The sequence below is a fragment of the Pseudomonas sp. NFIX28 genome, from assembly GCF_900107395.1.
Taxonomy (GTDB): domain Bacteria; phylum Pseudomonadota; class Gammaproteobacteria; order Pseudomonadales; family Pseudomonadaceae; genus Aquipseudomonas.
Window position 1 is genome coordinate 31,425 of the sequence record NZ_FNPW01000016.1, and the last position, 17,863, is coordinate 49,287.

The window sequence follows — 17,863 nt, forward strand, 5'->3', positions numbered from 1 at the left end:
GGGCGGTTACAGGAAACCACGGGGGTGATCAGAAGCCGAGGGTGAAACTGAGGGTCATCGCATGGTCGCGGTTGTCGTGGGACAGCTGGCCCGAATAGCCGATACCCAGCTTGCCGGCGGGGCTGATCTGGTAGTCCAGGCCAACCTCGACCAGCGCGCTGTCCTTGGCGATCGGTACGCCCTGGGTGGTGAACGAACCGCCGCCTTCGATGAAAGTCATGTCGGCGTCGGGCTGGGTATCGCCGTAGGCATGGCGCCAGCCCAGGGCGGCACGCGGTGTGATCTGCGAGCCGTTGCCCAGGGTGATGCGCTTGCCGGCCCGCAGGCCCACCGTGGAGAAGGTGATGTCCTGGCTCGAGTCGGCGCTCAAGCGCGCGGCCCCGCCTTTTTCGCGGCCGGTATCGCTGTCGTAGTTGACGTAGGCCAGGCCGACGAACGGCTCCAGCGCCACGCCTGCCGCCTCCAGGGCATAACCGACCTCACCGAACACCTGGGCACTGCGCGCGTCGTAGTTGGCTTTCAGGCGATCGTTGTAGCTGCCGACGCTGACGTTGCGCTTGGTGCTGATCCGGTGCCAGCTGTAGGCCGCGCCCAGGCGCACCGCCAGGGCGTCATGCTGGGAGTTGAGGTACATCGCCAGGTGGGTGCTGTTGATCGTGGCGTCGGACTGGCGCCGTTGCGCGTCGATGTCGCTGTGGGTGTAGCCGGCCGCAACCCCGCCGCGCCACTGATCGCCAAGCTGGCGGTCGGTGCCGAGCATGAAGCCGGACAGGTTGCGATCCAGGCTGGCGGTGTTGCTGTCGCCTTCCATGTCGCCCCAGGAGCCGAGCACCCGCAGCCAGCCGACCATTTCGTCCTGGTCCTGGCACCCTTCACGGCTCAGGCGGTTTTCCCCGGGTGCCAGGGTGCGCCGCAGCTCATCCTCCTCGGTACCGCAGCCCGGCTGGCGCATGCGGTCGTTGAGCGCATCGCGCACATGGCGCGAATCCTCGAGCAGCGAACTGGCGGTACTGGCGTGGATCTCACCCGACAGGCTGTCGAAAGCGGCACGGGCCGAGGCGCGATCCAGATTGACGACCTGGTCGCTGAGCACATCGCCGGCCGAACCTTCGGCGCCGGTGTAACTCTCCAGCGCCCTGGCGACACCCCGCTGGTTGGGGGTGGCCGCCACTTCGGCGAAGGTGGTCTGGTTGCGGCTGACCGCCAGGCCGACCTGGTTGGGCCCATACACCAGCGAGGTGTCGAGGAAGGCCAGGGACGGCAGGCTGGTGCTGCTGAACGTACCGTTGACGCCACCGCCGGCGGTGATCAGCGAGTAGACAGTGTTGCCGGTGTAAGGCGCCAGTGAGCGCACTTGCAGGCCACCGCCGAGGCTGGCGGTCCCGCCCACGGCCAGCACGGTGCTGGTTGGCGATGTCACGGTCAGGTCCAGCACACCGTCCGCGGCGTTGCTGAAGTTGCCCGCCACGCTCAAGGTGCCGGCGGCGCCGCCAGACTGGGTCAGGCCGTGGTTGTCCAGCGAACCGACGCTGCCGTTGCCGCTCAGCGCGGCGCCGTTGGCCACCGTGACTTGCCCGGCCAGCACGCTCGGGGTGCTGCGATCGCCGACCTGCAATTCGCCCTGCTCGACCGCGACGGTGCCGCTGAACGGCTGGTTGCCGGTCAGCAGCAACAGGCCGCTGCCCTGCTTGACCAGGCTGCCAGTGCCGCTGAGCACGCCGTTGAAACGCCCGGCGCGGTTCTGGCTGAACAGCAGGCGCGCATTGTTGAGGATGCGGCCTTGCAGGCTGGTGGTGTTACCGGCCAGGGTGCCGCCGCTGACAGTGGTGCCGCCGGTGTAGGTGTTGGCGCCGGTCAGCAGCAAGGTGCCGGCGTCGAGCTTGTTGATTCCGCCAGTGCCCACCAGCGGCGCATCGATCTGCGCGGTTACGTCGGCGTTGACCCGCACCGCGGCCAGGGTGCCATCGGCGGCATTGGTCGGGCTCAGGCTGCCGCCCTCCCCGGCGACCAGGCTGTAGCCAGGGTCGAGGAACTGCAGGCCGGTGAAGCCCTGGTTGCCGACCACGGTAACCGTACCGCCCTGCCCGCCGAATACGGCGAACTGGTTGTTGGTGCCCAGGCTCTGGGTACCGTTCGGGTCGGTCCAGTTGGTGCCCGGCCCCCAGGTGCCGCTGCCGCCGGTAATGGTGCCGTCGGCATTGGTCTTGCCGCCGTTCCAGAACTGCACCTCGCCCGGCGTGCCCTGCACCAGCAGGTTCACCTGATTGGCCAGCGCGGTCTGCAGCGTCAGGCTCGCAGGCAGCACGCCGGTCGGCAGCGTGCCGTAGACCAGGCCGTTGTCGGTCAGGCTGCCGCCGTAGCGGAACAGCTGGTAGATGCCGACACCGAACCCGCCACCGTTGGTGACGTTGAGGGTGCCGTCGAGGGTCAGATTGCCGGCCACGTCGACCACCGTGGTCGAGCTGCTGGCCTGGCCCAGGGTGAAGTCCAGCGTGCTTCCCGAAGCCAGGCTCAAGGCGCCCACCGACAGCGGTGTGGCAGCCCCGCCGGCGCTCAGGGTGGCACCGCTGGCCAGTTGCAGGCTGCCAGCGATTTCGCCGCTGCCGCCCACGGTCGCGCCGGCGGCGACATCCACCGTGGCACTGTTCAAGGTCCCGTCGACCCACAGCGAGCCGGCTTGCACGCTGGTGGCGCCGGTGAAGCTGTTGGTGCCGCTGAGCAACAGTTCGCCGCTGCCGGTTTTGCTCAGGGTGCCGCTACCGCTGAGGTTGCCGCTGTAGGTGCCGTCGCTGTTCTGCGCGAAGGTCAGCGCCGCATTGTTGAGGATTGCGCCGGTCAGGCTTGAGGTATCGCCGGTGGTGCTGCCGCTGTTGAGGGTCGTGCCGCCGGTGTAGCTGTTGGCGCCGCTGAGCAACAAGGCGCCGCTACCATTCTTGACCAGGCTGCCGCTGCCGCCGATGGCGCCGCTGAGGCTGGTGTCCTGGGTACCGGCCAGGGTCAGCTGGGCGCCCAGGTTGATGGCATTGGCCAGTTGCAATGCAGCGCTGCTGTCGAGCTGGGCGTTGCCGCCGACGCTCAAGGCACCGCTGCCGATGGCCGTGTTGCTGCCCAGGCTCAGTTCGCCGCCGTTGAGCTGGGTACCGCCCTGGTAGCTATTGCTGCCATCGAGGGTCAGGTTCGCCGCGCCGTTCTTGATCAGGCTGCCGCTGCCGCTGACCACGCCACCCAGGGTCAGGTCGTTGGAGCCGGCGAGCGTCAACCCGCCGTTGAGGACCACGGCGTTGCCCAGGCTGACCGCGGTATTGCTGTCCAGGCTGGTACCGTTGGCCGCGGTCAATGCCCCGCTGCCCAGGGCGCTGTCGCTGCCCACCACCAGGCTGCCGCCGTTGAGTGCGGTACCGCCGGTGTAGCCATTGCTGCCGTTGAGCACCAGGGTGCCGCTGTCGAGCTTGGCCAGGGTACCGGCGTCGTTGATGTCCACGTCGAGGGTGGCGGTGACGTTCGGGTCGACGCGGATCGCCGTGGTGCCGGTGGCGCCGTTGACCGCGTTCAGCGCGCCGGCGCTGCCATCGATCAGGTGGTAGCCATCGGTGACGAACTGCATGCCGGTGATGCTTTGCGTGCCGTTGAGCGCAACGTTGCCGGCCGCACCCTGGAACACCGCGAAGCTGTTGCCCCAGCTCTGATTGAGGGTGCCGTCGACGTTGGTCCAGTTGCTGGTGCCGCTGGCCCAGGTGCCGTTGCCGCCGTCGATGGCGCCGTTGCCGGTGAGCTGGCCGCCGTCCCAGAACTGCACTGTGGTGTTGGGCGCGGTCACCAGCAGGTTGACCTGGCTGCCCACAGCGGTCTGCACCTGCAGGTCGCCCGGCACCACGCTGCCCGGTACGCTGCCGACCGCCAGGCCGTTGTCGGTCAGGCTGCCGGTGTAGTTGATCAGGCGATACACGCCGCTGCCGAAGCCGCCGATATCGCTGACATTGAGCGTGCCGTCGAGGGTCAGGTTGCCGCCGACGTTGAGCAGCGAAGTGCCGCCACCCACCACTGGCGTGCCCAGGCCGACATCCAGGTTGGCGTTCGGCGCCAGTACCAGCGACCCCACCGTCAGGGTGCTGCCACTGCTCAGGCTCAGGTGGCCGCCGTCGGCGACCGTTACCGCACCGCCCAGGCTGCCGGTGCCGGCCAGGGTGGCGGTGTTGTTGACCGTCACATTGGCGCTGGCCAGGGAACCGCTGACGTTCAGGGTGCCGGCATTGACGCTGGTATCGCCGGTCAGGCTGTTGCTGCCGTCCAGGGTCAGGGTGCCGCTGCCGACTTTGCTCAGCAGGCCGCTGCCGCTCAGGCTGCCGCTGAAGGTGCTGCTCAGGTTACTGCCGCCGATGCTCAGGGTGCTGGCCCCGCCCACCTGCGCCGTGCCACTGCCGGTCAGGCTGGCGAGGCTGGCCGAGCCGCCCAGGTTGAGCTGGGTACCGCTGGCCAGGTTGACCCCGGCGTCGCTGCCCAGCGCCGAACCGCCCAGGGTGCTCAGGCTGCCGCCGACGACGTTGAATTGGCCACTGAAGGTATTGCTGCCGCTGAGGAGCAGGTCGGCCGCGCCGTTCTTGGTCAGGGTGCCGCTGCCGGCCAGGGTGCCGGCCAGGGTCAGGTCGTTGCTGCCCGCCACGCTGAGCGCGGCATTGAGGTTGAGGTCGTTGGCCAGCGTCAGCGGTGCGGTGCTGTCCAGCGTCGCACTGCCCGCCACCGTCAAGGCGCCGCTGCCCAGGGCCGTAGCGCTGCCCAGGGTCAGGCTGCCGGCATCCAGGGTGGTGCCGCCCTGGTAGGTGTTAATACCGTTGAGGGTCAGGTTGGCCGTGCCGGTCTTGCTCAATTCCCCGGTACCGCTGATTACCCCGTCCAGGGTCAGGGCCTGGCTGCCACCCACCGTCAGGTCGGCGTTCAACGCCAGGTTGTTGCCCAGGGTCAGGCCGGTATTGCTGTCCAGGGTGGCGGCCCCAGCCACCGTCAGGTTGCCCAGGCCCAAGGCCGCGGCATTGCCCAGGGTCAGGGTCCCGGCATTGAGGGTGGTGCCGCCGAGGAAACCGTTGGCGCCGTCGAGGGTCAGGTTGGCGCTGCCGTCCTTGCTCAGGCTGCCGGCACCGTTGATCGGCCCGGCGAGGGTCAGGTCGGCGCTGCCGCCGATCTCCAGGTTGCCGGCCAGGTTCACGGCGTTACCGATGCTGACCGCGCTGCTGGCATCCAGGGTGGTGCCGGCAGCGGCGTTCAGCGCGCCACTGCCCAGCGCCGTGTTGGACGCCAGGATCAGCCCGCCGGCATTCAAGGCGGTCGGGCCCAGGTAGCTGTTATTGCCGCCCAGGGTCAGGTCGGCTGCACCGTTCTTGATCAGGCCACCAGTGCCGCCGATGGCGCCGTTGAGGGCCAGGTCATTGCTGCCGGCCACCGTCAGGTTGCCGTTGAGGGTGAGCGCGTTGTTCAGGCTGACCGCAGTGTTGCTGTCCAGGGTGGTGCCGGCGGCGACAGTCAGTTGGCCGCTGCCCAGCGCCGAGTCGTTGCCGACCACCAGGGTGCCGCCATTGAGCGAAGTGCCACCGCTGTAGGTGTTGGTGCCGTTGAGCACCAGCGTGCCGGCGTCAAGCTTGGCCAGGGTGCCACTGCCGTTGATGTCCACGCCGATAGTCGCGGTGACACCCGGATCGACCCGCAATGCGGTGTTGCCACCGGTGCCGTTGACCGCGGTCAGCGTACCGGCGGTGCCCGCCACCAGGTTGTAGCCGTCAGCGGTGAATTGCAGGCCGGTGAAGGTCTGGGCACCGTCGACAATGACGGTGCCCGCGGTGCCCTGGAAGATCCCGAAATCGCCAGCCCAGGCCTGGTTGAGCACGCCGTCGGACGATGTCCAGTTGCTGCCGGCGCTGCTCCAGGTACCGCTGCCGCCGTCGACGCTGCCGTTGGCAATGGTCTGGCTGCCGTCCCAGAAACGGATGTTGACGTTCGGCGCGGCCACCAGCACGTTGATCTGGTTGCCCACCGAGGTCTGCACCTGCAGGTCGCCGAGGCTGAACCCCGCGGGAACGCTGTTGATGTCCAGCCCGAGGTCGACCAGGCTGCCGGTGTAGTCGATCAAGCGGTACACGCCCACGCCGAAGCCGCCGGCGTCGGTGACGTTCAATTTGCCGTCGAGGGTCAGGTTGCCGCCGACATTGAGCAGCGAGGTGGTGGACGGCGCGCCGAGGCTGGCGTCGAGGTTGGCGTTGCTGCCCAGCACCAGCGAACCTGCCGACAGCGTGCTGCCCGAACTCAGGGCCAGGTGAGCGCCATCGGCGACATTCAGCGCGCCCAGCAACGAGCCGCTGCCGGTCAGGGTTGCGCCGCTGGCGACGCTGACGTTGGCGCTGCCCAGCGAGCCGCTGACATCCAGGGTGCCGCCGTTGATGAGGGTGTCGCCGGTAATGCCGTTGACGCCGGTGAGGCCAAGGGTGCCGCTGCCGACCTTGGTCAGGCTGCCGCTGCCGCCCAGGCTGCCGTCGAAGGTGCTGCTGGAACTGACACCACCGACGCTCAGGGTAGCGCCCGCACCAACCTGTACCGCACCACTGCCGGTCAGGCTCGCCAGGCTGTCGTCGGCCCCCAGGTTGAGACTGGCCCCGGCGCTGATAGTGGCGCCCGAGGTATTGCCCAGGGCGCCAGTGCTCAGGGTGCTGACGCTACCGGCATTGATGTCCAGGGTGCCGGTGAAGGTGTTGTTGCCCGACAGGCTCAGGTCGCCCAGGCCGTTCTTGATCAGCGCCCCGCCGCCGCTGACGACGCCGCCCAGGGTCAGGTTGTTGCTGCCGGCGAGGCTCAGGTCGGCGTTGAGCGCAATGTCGTTGCCCAGGGTCATGACCGCGCTGGTGTCCAGGGTGGCCGCGCCATCCACGCTCAAGCCGCCGCTGCCCAATGCCGTGGCGGTGCCCAGGGTCAGGGTGCCGGCATTCAGGCTGGTGCCACCGGCGTAGACGTTGGCTCCGTTGAGTTCCAGCTCGCCCGTGCCGTTCTTGACCAGTGCGCCGGTGCCGCTGACCACGCCGTCCAGGGTCAGCGCATTGCTGCCGCCGAGGGTCAGGTTGGCATTGAGCGCCACGTCATTGTTCAGGGTCACGGCGGTGTTGCTGTCCAGGGTCGCCGCGCCGCCGACGGTCAATGCACCGAGCCCCAGCGCCGCATCGGCGCCAACGGTCAAGGTGCCGGCATTCAAGGTAGTGCCGCCAAGGAAGCCATTGCTGCCGTTGAGCACCAGGTTGGCGCTGCCGTCCTTGACCAGGCTGCCGGCGCCGTTGATGACACCGGAAAGTGTCAGGTCGGCGCTGCCGCCGATGTTCAAGGCCCCCGCCAGGTTCACCTGGTTGCCCAGGGTGACGGCGGTATTGGCGTCCAGGGTGGTGCCCGCGGCCGCGTTCAACACACCGCTGCCCAGGGCCGCGTCGGCGCCGACGATCAGCGTGCCGGCGTTGAGCGTGGTATTGCCCAGATAGCCATTGCTGCCATTGAGGGTCAGGTCGGCCGTGCCGTTCTTGACCAGCCCGCCCACACCAGTGATGACCCCGCCCAGGGTCAGGTCCTGGCTGCCGCCCAGGGTCAGGTCGCCACCCAGGTTGATGGCATTGCCCAGGGTGACCGCGGTACTGGCATCGAGCAGGGTGCCGGCGGCGGTATTCAATGCTCCGGTGCCCAGGGCGGTATTGCTGCCGACGATCAGCGAACCGGCGTTCAGCGCGGTCGTGCCCTGGTAACTGTTGTTGCCGCTGAGGGTCAGGCTCGAACTGCCGGTCTTGATCAGCCCGCTGGTGCCGTCGATGACTCCAGCCAGGATCAGCGGGTTGCTGGCGTCCACGGTCAGGTTGGCATCGAGATGCAGCCCATTGTTCAGGGTCAGCGCGCCGCTGCCGCTCAAGATAGCGGCGCCGGCCACGGTCAGGTCGCCGCTGCCCAATGCCGCGCCGTTGCCCAGGATCAGCCCCCCGGCATTCAGGGTGGTGCCGCCCTGGTAGGTGTTGGCGCCGTTGAGCGTGAGGCTGGCCGCGCCATTTTTGATCAACCCGCTGGTGCCGCTGACCAGGCCATCGAGGGCCAGGGCGTTGCTGCCGGCCAGGGTCAGGTCGGCGTTGAGCGTGACATCGTTGGCCAGGCTGATGCTGGCGGTATTGTCGAGCGTCGCCGCGCCGCCCACGGTCAGCGCGCCGCTGCCCAGCGCATCGGCGTTGCCCAGGGTCAGGGTGCCGCCATTGAGGACAGTGCCGGCAAGAAAGGTGTTGGCGCCATTGAGGATCAGGTTGGCGGCGCCATCCTTGGTCAGGCCGCCGCTGCCGCCGATTACGCCGTCCAGGGTCAGGTCGGCGCTGCCGCCCAGGCTCAGGTTGCCGGTGAGGTTCACGGCATTGGCCAGGGTCACCGCGGTATTGGTATCCAGGGTAGTGCCGCCGGCGGTGTTCAGGGCGCCGAGGCCCAGCGCCGTATTCGAACCGAGAATCAGCGAGCCGCTGTTGAGAGCGGTATCGCCCAGGTAGCCGTTGACGCCATTGAGGGTCAGAGCCGCGCCCCCGTCCTTGATCAACCCGCCAGTGCCATTGATCACCCCGTCCAGGGTCAGGTCCTGGCTGCCGCCCAGGGTCAGGTCGCCGCCAAGGTTGATGGCATTGCCCAGGCTCACGGCCGCAGTGGCGTCCAGGGTGGTGCCCGCGCTGGCGTTGAGGGTGCCGGTGCCCAGCGCGGTGCTGGAGCCGACCAGCAGCGTGCCGCCATTGAGCGAGGTAGGGCCCGAATAGGTGTTGGCTCCGCTCAGGGTCAGGTCGGCGCTACCGTTCTTGATCAGCCCGCCAGTGCCGGCCACCACCCCGCTCAGGGTCAGGGCATTGCTGCCGAGGGTGGTCAGGTTGGCATTCAGGGTCACGGCGTTGGCCAGGTTCACTGCGGTGCTGCTGTCCAGGCTGGCGCCCGCGCTGACGGTCAGCCCGCCGCTGCCCAGGGCACTGTCGTTGCTCACGCTGAGGGTGCCGGCGCTCAGCGTGGTGGTGCCCGAATAGCCGCTGTTGACGCCGCTGAGCAGCAGGCTGCCGGTGCCGGCCTTGGTGATCCCGCCGCTGCCGCTGACCAGCCCCGCCAGAGTCAGGCTGCCAGCGCCGGTGGCGATCATGCTGCTGTTGAGGCTGACGAGGTTATTCAGGGTGATGGCGCCGGACGTCGACAGCGTGGCCGTGCCATCGATGCTCAGCGTGCCACTGCCAAAGGCCAGGTCGTTGCCCAGCAATACCGAGCCGGCGCTGAGGCTGGTGTTGCCGCTGTAGGTATTGGCGCCGGCAAGGCTCAACTGGCCGACGCCGCTCTTGGTCAGGCCGCCGGTGCCGGAGATCACCCCGGCCAGGCTCATGTCGTTGCCGCCCTGCACGGTAAGGCCACCCGCGCCCAGGCTGATCAGGTTGTTCAGGGTCAGGCCGCCGGTGCTGGCCTCCAGGACCCCGCCATTGCTGGTCAGCAAGCCGCTGCCAAAGGTGGTGCTGTCATTGAATTGGGCGATGCCGCCGTTGAGGGTCGTGCTGCCGCTGACCATGGGCCCCTGCAAGGTCCAGGTACCGCTGTTGAGCGTGAGGTTGTTGAAGTTGATGTAGTTGTCGCTCGACACCGTGCCGCTGCCGGCAGTGCCGCCGCCGGGGCCAATGGTGTTCTGCAGGATCAGGGTGTTGATACCGCCCGCACCGCCGTCGACCTTGCCGGTAGGCGCGAAGGTCAGGTTGATGCCTGGCAGGCCGCCGAGGCCAAGGCTGATGTTGATCCCGTCGCCGACGCTGACACTGGAACCGGTGACCGCGGTGAAGGTGTTGGTGCTGTTCACGCCCATCGACACCCCACCCTGGATGGTGCCGGTGTTGATAAAGGTATTGCCGCCGCTGGAACTCTCGAAGGCGACCCGCCCTTCCAGGGTGCCGTTGTTGGTCATGTTCACTTCGGAGCCGCCGTACACCGCTACCACTGGCGTGTCCGCCAGGGTCACGCTCAGCAGCGACAGGCCCGTCGAGGTGATGGTGCCGTTGTTGACGATGGTGGTGACGCCGCCGGAACCGTTGTTGATGTTCAGCGCCGCGCCGTCCAGGCTGGTCAGGTTCAGGCCGAGCAATTGCCCGGTACCACGCATGATCCCGGTGACAGTGTTGGTGACGTTGACCACACCCGCCGCGCCGTTGCCAATGAAGGCCCCGCCGCTCAATACCGAGACCAGGCCCAGCAGCGCCGGGTCGATGATCCCGGCGTTGTTCAGGGTGATGTTGCTGCCCGTCAGGTTCAGCACCTTGCCGCCCAGGGTCGCGTTCATCTGCGCGCCGCTGTTGACATTGACCGTCAAGCCATCGGTGGCGCTGGAAAAATTGTTGAGAAACAGCGGCAGGCCCGGCACTCCGCTGCAGGTCACGACGCTGCCGACGGTGGAACAGGTGGCCATGGCCGAAGGGCTGACCAGGCTAAGCAGCAACCCGGCAAGACCCAGGCGCACTGCCAGAGAAAGGGGGGAAAGAGGATTGACGGCATCCCTGACCTGAACCTTGTCCACGCTCAACTCCTTGCTAAAGGGTCAAGCCGTTCATCCATGAATGCGCAGACTGCTCGCTCAGCAACGTCCTGAATCGACACGCACTGACTTCAAAGACCTGACCGTGGCGGAAAATGCTCCGTGCCAGAAACCTAGTCGAGCTTTGCGGGGGCAGAGACGAAAACCGGGATTAAATAGCATTAATACTATGGTAAGAATTGACCGACAAAACGCCGACAAAGACTAATAAATTGCTATTTATCAATAACTTATAAAAACAATTCTTTATCAGCGTTGACACTTCCCCTCATAAAGACGCCAGCGCCCTGCCATTCAGCGCTTTGCGAATTATCTGACCATTTCGCCGCCATTTTCTGACTTTTTTCAATGCAACGGGCCAGGTTGGTACAACCTGTGCAAACGTTTGCGTGAGCGTCGTTCGCTACACGTTCACCTCACATGGCCGGCAATGGCCTTTTACTGCACGAAAAGGACTTTCAATGCATTCACCTCTCCGACCTTCGGTGTCCTGCCGCACGCTTGCTGTTTCCCTGCTACTGAGCGCCGTTACAGGAATACTCAGCAGCGCCCAGGCCCAGCCACAAACCGTCGACGACTCGGCCCAGGGCGAAACGCTCAGCCCGCCAGCCAATCCGCCCAAAAAAGGTGCATATCTGTCGGACTGGTACAACCAGGACCTGACACTGATTGGCAGCAAGGACATCAGTTTCGGCCCGCAACCGGCCGACGATATCTACCTGGAATACGAATACTTCGGCCGCAAGGGGCCGTTCGAACTGTACGGCTACATCGACATCCCGAAGATCTTCAACATCGGCAACAGCCACGACAAAGGCGTGTGGGACCACGGCTCGCCGGTGTTCATGGAGCACGAACCGCGGATCTCCATCGACTCCCTGGCCGGACGCAGCCTGGCCATCGGTCCGTTCAAGGAGTGGTACCTGGCCTTCGACTGGATCTACGACCACGGCAGCAACAGCGCCAACCGCGCCAACACCCTGTACAGCGGCCTGGGCACCGACATCGACACCCATTCGCGGGTCAACCTGTCGGCCAACTTCTACGGGCGCTACCAGTGGGAAAACTACGGCGCCAGCAATGAATATTCCTGGGACGGCTACCGGGCCCAGCTCAAGTACATCGTGCCCATCAGCACCTTCGGCAACGGCGCGTCGCTGACCTACATAGGTTTCACCAACTTCGATTTCGGCTCGGACCTGCACCAGGACAACCCGGCCCGCACGGCCAACGCCACGGTGTCCACCAACGTGCTGCTGTACGCCTTCACCCACCTGCGCTTCACCCTGGTCGGGCGTTACTTTCACAACGGCGGCAATTGGCAGGACGGCAGCGAGCTGAATTTCGGCGATGGCGACTTCCGCGCCCGTTCCAATGGCTGGGGTTACTACGCCGGCATCGGTTACCAGTTCTGATCATTCAAGCAATGGAGGCTTTTATGCACGCGATTACTCGTCTTTCCCTCTGTGTGGGCCTGGCCTGCGGCGCCCTGCTCGCTTCGACGGCCTGGGCCGACGAGGCCCCGGCGACGCCGATCAAGCCCAAGGTCATGCTGATCACCATGTTCGCCCCCGAGGCCGAACACTGGATCGAGCGCCTGGAACTGAAACAGCAGGTGCGCGTACCGGGGCTGTCGGCGCAGTACCCGACGATTCGTTGCAACACCCGCGACGTCTGCCTGCTGGTCACCGGCATGGGCCAGACCAACGCCGCCGCCTCGACCCTGGCATTGGCCCTGTCACCGCAATTCGACTTGCGCAAAAGCTATTTCCTGGTCGCCGGGATTGCCGGTATCAGCCCGAAACACGGGACCATCGGCACCACCGCCTGGGCCCATTACCTGGTGGAATTCGGCACCCAGTGGGAACTGGATTCGCGCGATGCGCCCAAGGATTGGCCGACCGGCTACCTGGGCATCAATACCCAGGGCCCGAACGAGAAGCCGCCGCTGGACTACAAGACCGAAGTCTTCGAACTCAACCCGAAACTGCAGGCCAAGGCCTTCGCCCTGTCGCGTCGGGTAAGCCTGAGCGAAAGCAAGGAGTCGGCGGCCTGGCGCCTCAAGTACCCGGCGGCCCCGGCCAACCAGCCGCCGGTGGTGACGCGGTGCGACACCCTGGCGGGCAACACCTGGTTTTCCGGCACGCGCCTGAGCGAGCGGGCCGAGGTTTGGACCCGCCTGCTGACCGACAACAAGGGCGAGTACTGCACCACCCAGCAGGAAGACAACTCGACCTACGAGGCCCTGCTGCGCGCCAGCCGCGAAGGCCGGGTGGACGTGCAGCGGCTGGCGGTGGTCCGCGCCGGCTCCGATTTCGACCGCCCCGAGCCGGGCGGCAGCGAGGTCGACAACCTGCTCAAGTACGCCGACCAGGGCGGTTTTGTCCCGGCCCTGGAAAACCTCTATCGCACCGGCAACCCGCTGGTGCAGGACATCCTGAAGAACTGGTCGGCATGGGAGAAAGGCGTGCCCGAGGCCTAAACCCAACCTGTAGCCGCTGCCGCAGGCTGCGATCGACCCGAAGGGGCGTGGCGATCTTGAGGTTGTCGAGGTCCTGCGGACCTATCGCAGCCTTCGGCAGCGGCTACACAAAGCCGGGGCAGCCTGCCGATTCAGGTGGGCTGGCCGCCCTTACGGCAGCAAAATCACCTTTTCGCCGCTGCCTTGGTTCACTTGGTGATAGCGCTCCACGCCCTGCTCCAGCGGCGATTCGCACAGCCCCTGGGGCAACGGCAACAACCCCTCATCGAAGAAGCGGCCGAACTGCTCGAGCATAGCCGCGCAGGCTTGCACGCCGTACAGCAGCGAATTGATCCCGACCACCGAACCGCCCTTGCGATACAGGCCCAGGGCCGGCAGTTGCACCTGGCCGTCCACCGGCGCGGCGATGATGGCGATCCGGCCGAACGGCGCCAGGGCCGCGACCGAGGCCGGCAGCCAGAAGCCGGTGGTGTCGAAGATCACCTCGGCGCCGCCGGCGAATACCTGGTTGACCTGGGCGCCAAGGTCTTCCGGCTGGCCCAGCTGCAAGGCCTGGAACCCCTGCGCCTGCAGGGCCTCGACCTGTTCCGGGCGCCGCGCGGCGGCCAGCACCCGGGCCCCGCGAACCTTCGCCAGGGCCAGCGCGGCGCTGCCCACCGCCCCGCCGCCGATCACCAGCAGCGTGGTCCCGGCGCCCACCGCGCTGCGCTCCAGGGCATCCCAGGCGGTGGTGTAAGGCACGCCAAGGCTCGCGGCCTGGGCGAAACTCAGGTGCGCCGGCTTGTGCGCCACGCCCTTGGCCGACAGCGCCACGTACTGGGCATGGGAGCCGTCCGCGTAGAACCCCAACTCCTTGCCGGTACCCCAGACTTCTTGCCCCACCAGCTCCCGAGGCCCGTCCACCACCACCCCGGCGAAATCCCGCCCGGGAATGCGCGGCAAAGTGGTGTAGGGAAAACGCCCGAGCACGTTCTTCACGTCGCTGGGGTTGAGGCCGGCGGCCTTGATCTGCACCAGCACCTGATCGGCCGCCGGCACCGGGGTCGGCACCTCGACGTAGTGCAGCGAAGCCAGATCGCCGGTCTTGGAAAATTGCAGGGCGTGCATAAGCACCTCCATCAAGGGGAATAAAAAGAATCGGCAAGCCTCAGGACAACCAGTTGCTCACCAGTTGCCGGCCCATGGGCCACAGCTGTTCGCCGGCAAGCATACCGAGCAGCCCGACCAGGGCGATGGCCGGCGGCGCCGGCGAGCGAAAGTTCAGGGCGCCGTAGAGCAATCCGACGCCGAGGCCGATCGCCAGGGAGATGAGGTAATGCATGACGGACTCCAGGCAGTGCGCCGCGCCCGGGCGGCGGCGATTGGGCATGCCGGGAGTCTAGGGAACGCCGAGCCGGGCAACCGGCCAAGCACTTCAGGATTTCGGCCAATCTGGCGGCGGGCCGTGGGGGCCTGGTTTGCTGATGGTGCGGATTCTGTGGCGGGCCAGTTACGGCGCTTTCGCGAGCAAGCTTCGCTCCTACGGGGACCGTTGCCCATCCCGTAGGAGCGAAGCTTGCTCGCGAACGCCATGGACCTGCCACAACGCCTTTATCGCCAGGCGCCAGGCTCCCGGCCTCAGCCGCGACGCAATTCCCCGGCCGCATATTGCGACGGAGCCAGCCCCAGCTCGCGGCGGAACATGTCGCTGAAGCTGCCGGGGGAATAACCCAGTTCGCGGGCGATGGTGCCCACCGGCACGCCCTGGATCAGCTCGGCGGCGGCCGTGGCCAGTTGCACCTGGCGGCGCCACTCGGCGAAGCCCATGCCCAGGCCGTCCTTGAACAGCCGCGCCAGGGTGCGCACGCTGGCGCCCACCGTCTCGGCATGCTGCTCGAAGGAGATATCCAGCGAAGGCGCGGCCATCACCGCCTGGCACAGGCTGGCCAGGCGCCGGTCGGAGCTGTCCGGCAAGGCGATTTTCAGCCGCGAGCGACGGGCGCGCTTGAGCTCCAGCAAGGCCAGGCCCACCAGCGCGTCGTAGTACTCCGGCTGCGGCGCGCCGTCATGCTCCACCAGGCGCACGATCAGCTCGCGCAGCAGGTTGTCCACCTGCAACACCTGCACCTGGCTGTCGAGGGTCGCCGCCAGGCACGGGCGCAGGTAGATGTTGCGCATCTGCAGGTCGCTGACCACGCGGATCCCATGGAGCACGCCCGGCGGCAGCCACACCGCCCGTTGCGGCGGCACCACCAGCGCCTCGTTCGGCGTCTCGACCCACATCACCCCGCTCATGGCATACAGCAATTGGCCCCAGGCATGTTCGTGGGGCTCGATGAACAGGCCACGCGGGTAGGTGCGCGCCAGGGGTTGCACCGGCACATCGGTGTCAGTCAGATCGGGAGGTGCGGCAAGGGCCATGGCCGGGCTTCGTCGTCAGGCAGGGGGCGCCCATGTTAACCCCGGCAATCGGCCCGGAAAACCGCGAAAAGCCCCCCAGGCGAGCCCCCACTCGACAGCCGGCAAGCCGTTCGGATACCGGCCTTACCGCTGGTGCCTTTGCTCGATGAGCGGAGTGAATTTTTCCCGGCGCGCGCTGGTCACTTAAATCATCACAGGGAGGATTGATAGATTTATGAACAACGCAAAACTTTTCGTCATCGAATACACCCTGCACGGCCAACCCAAGTCCTTCATCATCCGCTCGGAGAAGATGGACAACGCCGAGGCATGGCACTGGGCGAGCTGCGACGCCGGTGTCGGCCGCATCGGCCGTTTTGGCCTGGAACGGGTGAAAAAGACCAGCAAACCCCTGGCGGAAAAATTCGGTATCGAGAACGTCACCTGGCGACCGTCGACCTGACCTCGCCGTTTCCCCTTGCATCAGGCTCCCGGGCACCTTGTCGGCCACCACACGCGGCAAGGTGCCCGGGTTAAAGCCATGGCCTGGCCGCAGGTCGCCCTGCCCCTGTCCCCTGTCCCCTGCGCAAATCGCCGATTGCCCCTCGGCCGCGCCTTGGCCGCCGCAATCGTCCTGGACGCTCCAGTTCATCGCCTCGCTCATCGCTCCGCTGCGGCTCCCCACCTGATAGCGGCGCTGGTCGACGTCGCGCCTGCCCAGCCCCGCAATTCACGGAACAAGCGCTCTACCCCGTGCCCTGGCGCCTGATTCCCGCTGCGTGCCGAATGAATCGCCGCAGCACTATCGCCAGCCCCCGCCGGCGTGTTATTTCATCGCTGGCCGCCCCGCCACCCACCGACAGGAAGTCACCATGCGCAAGGATTACCTGGCTTTTTTCATCTCGCTGTTTCTGTCGCGGCTGGCGGATCAGATCCTGCTGTTCCTCGTGCCGCTGGTGGTGTTCCAGGCCACCAACAGCGCGTCCTGGGCCGGACTGGCGTTCTTCGTCGAGTCGCTGCCGCGCTTTCTCGCGTTTCCGCTGTGCGGGGCCCTGTGCGACAAGTTCTCGCCGATCCGCATCCTGCATATCAGCCAGGTCTACCGGGCGCTGCTCTGCGTGCTGGCGGTGCTGCTGTACGGGGTCTTCGGCGGCATCGCCTGGGTCGTGGCGCTGTCGGCGCTGTGCGGGGTGCTGACCACCCAGGGCATCATGGCCCGCGAGGTGCTGATGCCGCATGTCTTCCAGCACTACAGCTACACCAAGACCCTGTCCTACTCGCAGATCGCCGACCAGACCGGGCTGGTCCTCGGACCGCTGGTGGCGGCGCTGCTGCTGGAAGCCTGGGCCTGGCACTGGGTGGTGCTGTGGATCGCCGCACTGTTCCTGCTGGCCGACCTGAGCATGCGGCTGTGGCAACGCTTGAGCCACGTCACCCTGGAGGTGTTCGAACAGCACCAGGACATCTGGCTGCAGCCCCTGCGTATCGCCTTCGGGCATATCCGCGAGCTGACGGAGCTGAAAAAGATCATCACCCTGGCGGTGGGGGTCAACCTGATCGTCGGGGTCACCCTGGCCACCTCGGCGGCCATGGTGATCGGCCAGTACAGCGCCGGCAAGGACACCTACGCCTGGCTCCAGGCGGCCGGCGCTCTGACCACCATCCTGATCCTGTTCTTTCTTGCCCGGGTGGCACTGCCCCTGCGGGTGCTGGGGGGCGTGGCCTATTCGATGATCGCCGCGGGCGCCTTCATCAGCGCCCTGAGCCCGAACCTGGCCGGCTATGTGCTGGGCTTCCTGCTGATTGTCGGCTTCGACAAGATGTTCAACATCTACATCCGCAGCAGCCGCCAGCGGGTAATTCCACCCCGGGACTTCGGCAAGACCGTGGGCGTGATCACCTTGCTCAACAACCTCTCGCAACCCCTGGCCGGCTTGCTGGTGGCCGTGCTCGCCGCGCCGCTGGGCACGCAACGGGTGATCCTGCTCCTGGCGCTATCGACCACGCTACTGGGCGCGGCGGCCCTCTGCTGGTTCGCCAAGGCACGCAGCCCCCTCGCCGCCCCGACCCTCGAGACCGACCAGGAGGCTGGCAGTTGAACGTGGAGCCGCCCTGGCTCCACTGCGTTCGCACCGTGCTACCGCAAACGCTCAGTGATGCGCGCCCTTGGCGCAATCGCAGCCTTCGGTAGAGGCGCAGGGTTCGCCGTTGGCGTGGTGGCTGGCGCAGGCCTGGCAGCAGTAGTGCTTGCCGTGACGCACAATGGCATGGGCGCCGACCTTGCAGGTGCAGCCTGGACAGGCACAAGTCTCGTTGGACATGGGGGGACTCCTTTGTGGTGGTCGTCGACGACGCGGATGTGGCCGCGTCTCTAGCAGTGTAGTGGCTGCCCATCGCCGCCATTGGCCCCTGGT

At 66.7% G+C, this 17,863-nt stretch carries 9 protein-coding genes; 4 read left to right on the forward strand and 5 right to left on the reverse strand.

Annotated elements, in window-relative coordinates; genetic code table 11:
- Positions 1 to 28: 28 nt before the first annotated feature.
- The gene (locus BLV20_RS25335) at positions 29 to 10,570 is read right to left on the reverse strand and encodes an autotransporter-associated beta strand repeat-containing protein (RefSeq protein ID WP_092305160.1); all 10,542 of its coding nucleotides are present in this window, start codon (positions 10,568 to 10,570) and stop codon (positions 29 to 31) included.
- A 479-nt stretch (positions 10,571 to 11,049) separates the two neighbouring features.
- Between BLV20_RS25335 and BLV20_RS25340 the strand changes: the two genes are divergently transcribed.
- Positions 11,050 to 12,003, forward strand: a complete 954-nt coding sequence (locus BLV20_RS25340; RefSeq protein WP_092305161.1) for a nucleoside-specific channel-forming protein Tsx — start codon at positions 11,050 to 11,052, stop codon at positions 12,001 to 12,003.
- A 23-nt stretch (positions 12,004 to 12,026) separates the two neighbouring features.
- Complete coding sequence (locus BLV20_RS25345; protein ID WP_092305162.1) at positions 12,027 to 13,070, forward strand: purine-nucleoside phosphorylase; 1,044 nt, start codon at positions 12,027 to 12,029, stop codon at positions 13,068 to 13,070.
- Positions 13,071 to 13,220: 150 nt separating this feature from the next.
- On the opposite strand, the gene BLV20_RS25350 is transcribed toward BLV20_RS25345, so the two are convergent.
- The 3 genes from BLV20_RS25350 to BLV20_RS25360 form a co-directional block, all read right to left on the reverse strand.
- A complete protein-coding gene (locus tag BLV20_RS25350; protein ID WP_092305163.1) occupies positions 13,221 to 14,177 on the reverse strand; it encodes a quinone oxidoreductase family protein in 957 nt (318 codons plus the stop codon).
- Positions 14,178 to 14,217: 40 nt separating this feature from the next.
- Complete coding sequence (locus BLV20_RS25355; protein ID WP_007930748.1) at positions 14,218 to 14,391, reverse strand: DUF1427 family protein; 174 nt, start codon at positions 14,389 to 14,391, stop codon at positions 14,218 to 14,220.
- A gap of 296 nt (positions 14,392 to 14,687) precedes the next feature.
- A complete protein-coding gene (locus BLV20_RS25360) occupies positions 14,688 to 15,470 on the reverse strand; it encodes an AraC family transcriptional regulator (RefSeq protein ID WP_092305164.1) in 783 nt (260 codons plus the stop codon).
- Positions 15,471 to 15,684: 214 nt separating this feature from the next.
- Here BLV20_RS25360 and BLV20_RS25365 point away from each other — a divergent pair, with 214 nt between their 5' ends.
- Both BLV20_RS25365 and BLV20_RS25370 read left to right on the forward strand, forming a co-directional pair.
- Positions 15,685 to 15,912, forward strand: coding sequence for a DUF6555 family protein (locus BLV20_RS25365; RefSeq protein WP_092305165.1), 228 nt, complete (start codon positions 15,685 to 15,687; stop codon positions 15,910 to 15,912).
- Between the two features lie 409 nt (positions 15,913 to 16,321).
- Positions 16,322 to 17,548: an MFS transporter gene (locus BLV20_RS25370; RefSeq protein ID WP_092305166.1), complete on the forward strand. Its 1,227-nt coding sequence runs from the start codon at positions 16,322 to 16,324 to the stop codon at positions 17,546 to 17,548.
- Between the two features lie 51 nt (positions 17,549 to 17,599).
- Here the strand turns inward: BLV20_RS25370 and BLV20_RS25375 are convergent, their stop codons facing one another.
- Positions 17,600 to 17,770: a metallothionein gene (locus BLV20_RS25375; protein WP_007930741.1), complete on the reverse strand. Its 171-nt coding sequence runs from the start codon at positions 17,768 to 17,770 to the stop codon at positions 17,600 to 17,602.
- Positions 17,771 to 17,863: the final 93 nt, after the last annotated feature.

Bases quoted from the DNA above. Each gene is read 5' to 3' on its own strand.
- BLV20_RS25340 (WP_092305161.1), top strand. From the start codon at position 11,050: ATGCATTCACCTCTCCGACCTTCGGTGTCCTGCCGCACGCTTGCTGTT.
- BLV20_RS25345 (WP_092305162.1), top strand. From the start codon at position 12,027: ATGCACGCGATTACTCGTCTTTCCCTCTGTGTGGGCCTGGCCTGCGGC.
- BLV20_RS25350 (WP_092305163.1), bottom strand. From the start codon at position 14,177: ATGCACGCCCTGCAATTTTCCAAGACCGGCGATCTGGCTTCGCTGCAC.
- BLV20_RS25355 (WP_007930748.1), bottom strand. From the start codon at position 14,391: ATGCATTACCTCATCTCCCTGGCGATCGGCCTCGGCGTCGGATTGCTC.
- BLV20_RS25360 (WP_092305164.1), bottom strand. From the start codon at position 15,470: ATGGCCCTTGCCGCACCTCCCGATCTGACTGACACCGATGTGCCGGTG.
- BLV20_RS25365 (WP_092305165.1), top strand. From the start codon at position 15,685: ATGAACAACGCAAAACTTTTCGTCATCGAATACACCCTGCACGGCCAA.
- BLV20_RS25370 (WP_092305166.1), top strand. From the start codon at position 16,322: ATGCGCAAGGATTACCTGGCTTTTTTCATCTCGCTGTTTCTGTCGCGG.
- BLV20_RS25375 (WP_007930741.1), bottom strand. From the start codon at position 17,770: ATGTCCAACGAGACTTGTGCCTGTCCAGGCTGCACCTGCAAGGTCGGC.